The following is a 3,322-nucleotide window of genomic DNA, read 5'->3' as shown; positions in this document are numbered from 1 at the left end:
CGCGGCCATAACAGCGGAATGACACCGGTAAACCGAAAGGCAGGAATGCGGGGGAGCACGAGGGAGCCACCAGGGGGAAACGCCTGGTATCTTTAAGCCGCATCGGGTTTCGCCACCGCTGATTTGAGCGTCATTTTCGTGATACTCGTCAGGGGGGCGGAGCCTATGGAAAAACGGCAACTCCGCATCCTTTTCTTGGCCTTTCCTGCTTCGAGCGGCATTTGCTTATCCTGTAATCTGTGAGCTGGTAACGCCCGCCGCAGTCTCACGGCAGGAGCGTAGCGACCGAGTGAGCGAGGAGGCGTCATTTCATCACCACCTGCATTTTGCACTTACGCCCGGCAGCCGCATTTTTCCCCTGTCACATGAAGCACTTTCATAAATTACCACTCCGTCATAACATGTTTAGCCAGTATACACTCCGCTAGCGCTACGTGACTGGTTCAGGGCTGCGCCCCGAAACCCGCTAAAACCACTGCCGCGTCTGCGGCTTGTCCAACACCGTGCCGACCGGGAAAAGATTTCCCGTCCGTCCCGGCGTTATCAGGAGGCCGGATTGGCAGACAAACGCAGCAAAATGCTCACCATGTGGGTGACTGAGGACGAGCACCGGCGTCTGCTGGAGCGCTGCGAGGGTAAGCAACTCGCGGCCTGGATGCGGCAGACGTGCCTGGACGAGAAGCCCGCACGCGCCGGCAAACTTCCGTCGATCTCGCCGGCGCTGCTTCGTCAGCTTGCCGGCATGGGGAACAACCTTAACCAGATTGCCCGCCAGGTTAACGCCGGTGGTGGAAGCGGACACGACCGCGTGCAGATTGTCGCCGCGCTGATGGCCATCGATGCCGGACTCGAGCGGTTGCGGCATGCCGTACTGGAAAAGGGTGCTGATGATGATCGTTAAGTTTCATCCTCGGGGGCGCGGCGGCGGCGGCGGGCCGGTCGATTATCTGCTGGGTAAAGATCGCCAGCGCGACGGCGCCAGCGTTCTGCAGGGGAAGCCGGATGAAGTCCGGGAGCTTATCGACGCCTCGCCCTACGCCAAAAAGTACACTTCCGGCGTTCTGTCTTTTGCCGAACAGGATTTACCGCCCGGCCAGCGCGAAAAGCTGATGGCGAGTTTCGAGCGGGTTCTGATGCCCGGACTCGATAAAGACCAGTACAGCGTGCTGTGGGTTGAGCACCGGGACAAGGGGCGGCTGGAGCTGAACTTCCTGATCCCGAACACGGAGCTTCTGACCGGCAAGCGGCTACAGCCGTATTACGACCGCGCCGACCGTCCGCGCATCGATGCCTGGCAGACCATAGTGAACGGCAGGCTGGGGCTGCATGACCCGAACGCGCCGGAGAACCGGCGGGTGCTGGTCTCGCCTTCCGCGCTGCCGGAAGCGAAGCAGGAAGCCGCCCAGGCGATTACGAGCGGCCTGCTTGCCCTTGCCTCATCCGGGGAGCTGAAAACGCGTCAGGACGTCACTGAGGCGCTGGAAAGCGCAGGTTTTGAGGTGGTGCGCACCACAAAAAGCAGCATCAGCATTGCCGACCCGGACGGGGGGCGAAACATCCGACTGAAGGGAGCCATCTATGAACAGTCTTTTAACGCTGGCGAAGGACTTAGAGCAGAAATCGAAAGCGCAGCAGCAGACTACCGGCGAGATGCTGAAAGCCGCATTCAGCGAGCACGAGAAGTCTGTCAGAGCGGAACTGAGCGAAAGCGAGAAGAGAATCAGCGCCGCCATCCTCGACCACGACCGGAAGCTGTCCTCAGCCATGAGCCAGCGCACGAAAGGGATGCTGCGCATGGTCAGCCAGACGTGGCTGACCATCGTTCTGGTCTCCGCGCTGCTGATAGCGTCGAGCGCGGGCATTCTGTGGTGGCAGGGGCAGCAGATACTCGAGAACTATACGACCATCCGGGAGCAGAAGAGCACGCAGGCCATGCTGTCAGAGAGGAACAGCGGCGTACAGCTCTCGACCTGCGGCGAGCAGAGACGCCGCTGCGTGAGGGTGAACCCGGAAGCGGGACAGTTCGGAGAGGACTCGAGCTGGATGATACTGGCGGGGAAATAGCACATGACGGAGCTGGAAAAACAGTTGCTGAGCGCATTAGAGCAGCTACAGCAGGACTACTCGAAAAGGCTGGACGAGTGGGAGAACGCCTTCGCGGAATGGCGGACGATGTCTGGTCTTATTCAACGGGAGAACGCGGCGCTGAACGAGCGCGTCACGGTCTTGAGCAGGCAGGTGCAGAGTTTGAGCGAGCAGCTGCGCCGGTTGTCGAAAGGCTGAACGCGATAGAAACTCACCGGCAGCAGGAGCGGGCGGTGCAGCACCAGAAAGCGCTGGAGCTGGAACGATCGCAGTGGCAGCATCATGGTCCTTCGCTATGATAAGCCGGGTTCTATTAATTAGTTGTTATGTAAAGATATTTAAATTTTTCAACATGAGGTATTTTTATGAATACATATATTTTCCTGGGAGGGGCTATTGTGGCTGAAGTCATAGGCACCACCTTTATGAAATATTCAGAAGGATTTACACGCCTGTGGCCGTCTGTAGGAACTGCAATAAGTTATTGCGCTGCCTTTTATCTGCTTTCCCAAACATTGGAAAATATACCTACCGGTATTGCTTACGCAATTTGGTCTGGTGCGGGAATTGTACTAATAAGCCTAGCTGGTTGGTTGGTTAGCGGTCAAAAACTTGATTGGCCCGCAATTGCAGGAATGTTCCTTATTTGCGTTGGAGTTTTGGTTATTAATATTTTTTCAAAATCTTCTGCGCATTAACTTTTTACCGAAGCATATTGGCCAAAGCAAAAGGATTTCCTTGAGATCCTTTCTTTCTGCGCGTAATCTTTTTCCCTGTAAACAAAAAAACCACCGCTACCAACGGTGGTTCGTTTGCCGGAATTCAGAGCTACCAACTCTTTGTTCCGATGGTAACTGGCTTTCACGGAGCGCAGATACCTAAACTGTCCTTTCAGTGTAGCCGCACTCAGGCTTTCACTTCAAGAACTCTGTAGGCATTCTCTACAATCTCTGCTCCGTGAACCCAGTTACCAATGGCTACCGCCACTGGCGATTTGTCGTGTCTTTCCGGGTTGGACTCAAGTTGATAGTTACCGGAACGGGCGTGGTAGTCGGACTGAACGGGGGGTTCGTGCATACAGTCCATCCTGGAGCGAACTGCCTACCCGGAACCGAGTTTCAGGCGTGGAATGAGAAACCGCGGCCATAACAGCGGAATGACACCGGTAAACCGAAAGGCAGGAATGCGGGGGAGCACGAGGGAGCCACCAGGGGGAAACGCCTGGTATCTTTAAGCC

5 protein-coding genes and 1 pseudogene are annotated in these 3,322 nt (G+C 56.4%); 5 read left to right on the top strand and 1 reads right to left on the bottom strand.

Going from position 1 to position 3,322, the window contains the following annotated elements:
• Positions 1–577: 577 nt before the first annotated feature.
• From ACMWLG_RS25500 to ACMWLG_RS25480, 5 genes and pseudogenes are all read left to right on the top strand, one after another.
• Positions 578–901: a MobC family plasmid mobilization relaxosome protein gene (locus ACMWLG_RS25500; RefSeq protein WP_004193914.1), complete on the top strand. Its 324-nt coding sequence runs from the start codon at positions 578–580 to the stop codon at positions 899–901.
• A pseudogene (locus ACMWLG_RS25495) lies at positions 840–1,208 on the top strand (hypothetical protein); the annotation flags it as partial. The gene ACMWLG_RS25500 and the pseudogene ACMWLG_RS25495, both read left to right, overlap by 62 nt.
• A 370-nt stretch (positions 1,209–1,578) precedes the next feature.
• The gene (locus ACMWLG_RS25490) at positions 1,579–2,064 is read left to right on the top strand and encodes an MbeB family mobilization protein (protein WP_025367738.1); all 486 of its coding nucleotides are present in this window, start codon (positions 1,579–1,581) and stop codon (positions 2,062–2,064) included.
• A 3-nt stretch (positions 2,065–2,067) separates the two neighbouring features.
• Positions 2,068–2,283, top strand: a complete 216-nt coding sequence (locus ACMWLG_RS25485) for an MbeD family mobilization/exclusion protein (protein ID WP_024195375.1) — start codon at positions 2,068–2,070, stop codon at positions 2,281–2,283.
• 167 nt (positions 2,284–2,450) lie between these two features.
• A complete protein-coding gene (locus ACMWLG_RS25480) occupies positions 2,451–2,783 on the top strand; it encodes an EmrE family multidrug efflux SMR transporter (RefSeq protein WP_001099531.1) in 333 nt (110 codons plus the stop codon).
• Positions 2,784–2,991: 208 nt separating this feature from the next.
• Here ACMWLG_RS25480 and ACMWLG_RS25475 read toward each other — a convergent pair whose 3' ends face one another.
• Positions 2,992–3,162 carry a hypothetical protein gene (locus ACMWLG_RS25475; protein ID WP_004193911.1) on the bottom strand — a complete coding sequence of 57 codons (171 nt, stop codon included), beginning with the start codon at positions 3,160–3,162 and terminating at the stop codon, positions 2,992–2,994.
• Between the last annotated feature and the right edge of the window lie 160 nt (positions 3,163–3,322).

The sequence above is a fragment of the Enterobacter sp. 01-M-02-SI-ECC genome (genome assembly GCF_047530595.1).
GTDB lineage: Bacteria > Pseudomonadota > Gammaproteobacteria > Enterobacterales > Enterobacteriaceae > Enterobacter > Enterobacter cloacae_M.
This window is presented reverse-complemented; position numbering and strand designations above follow the sequence as displayed.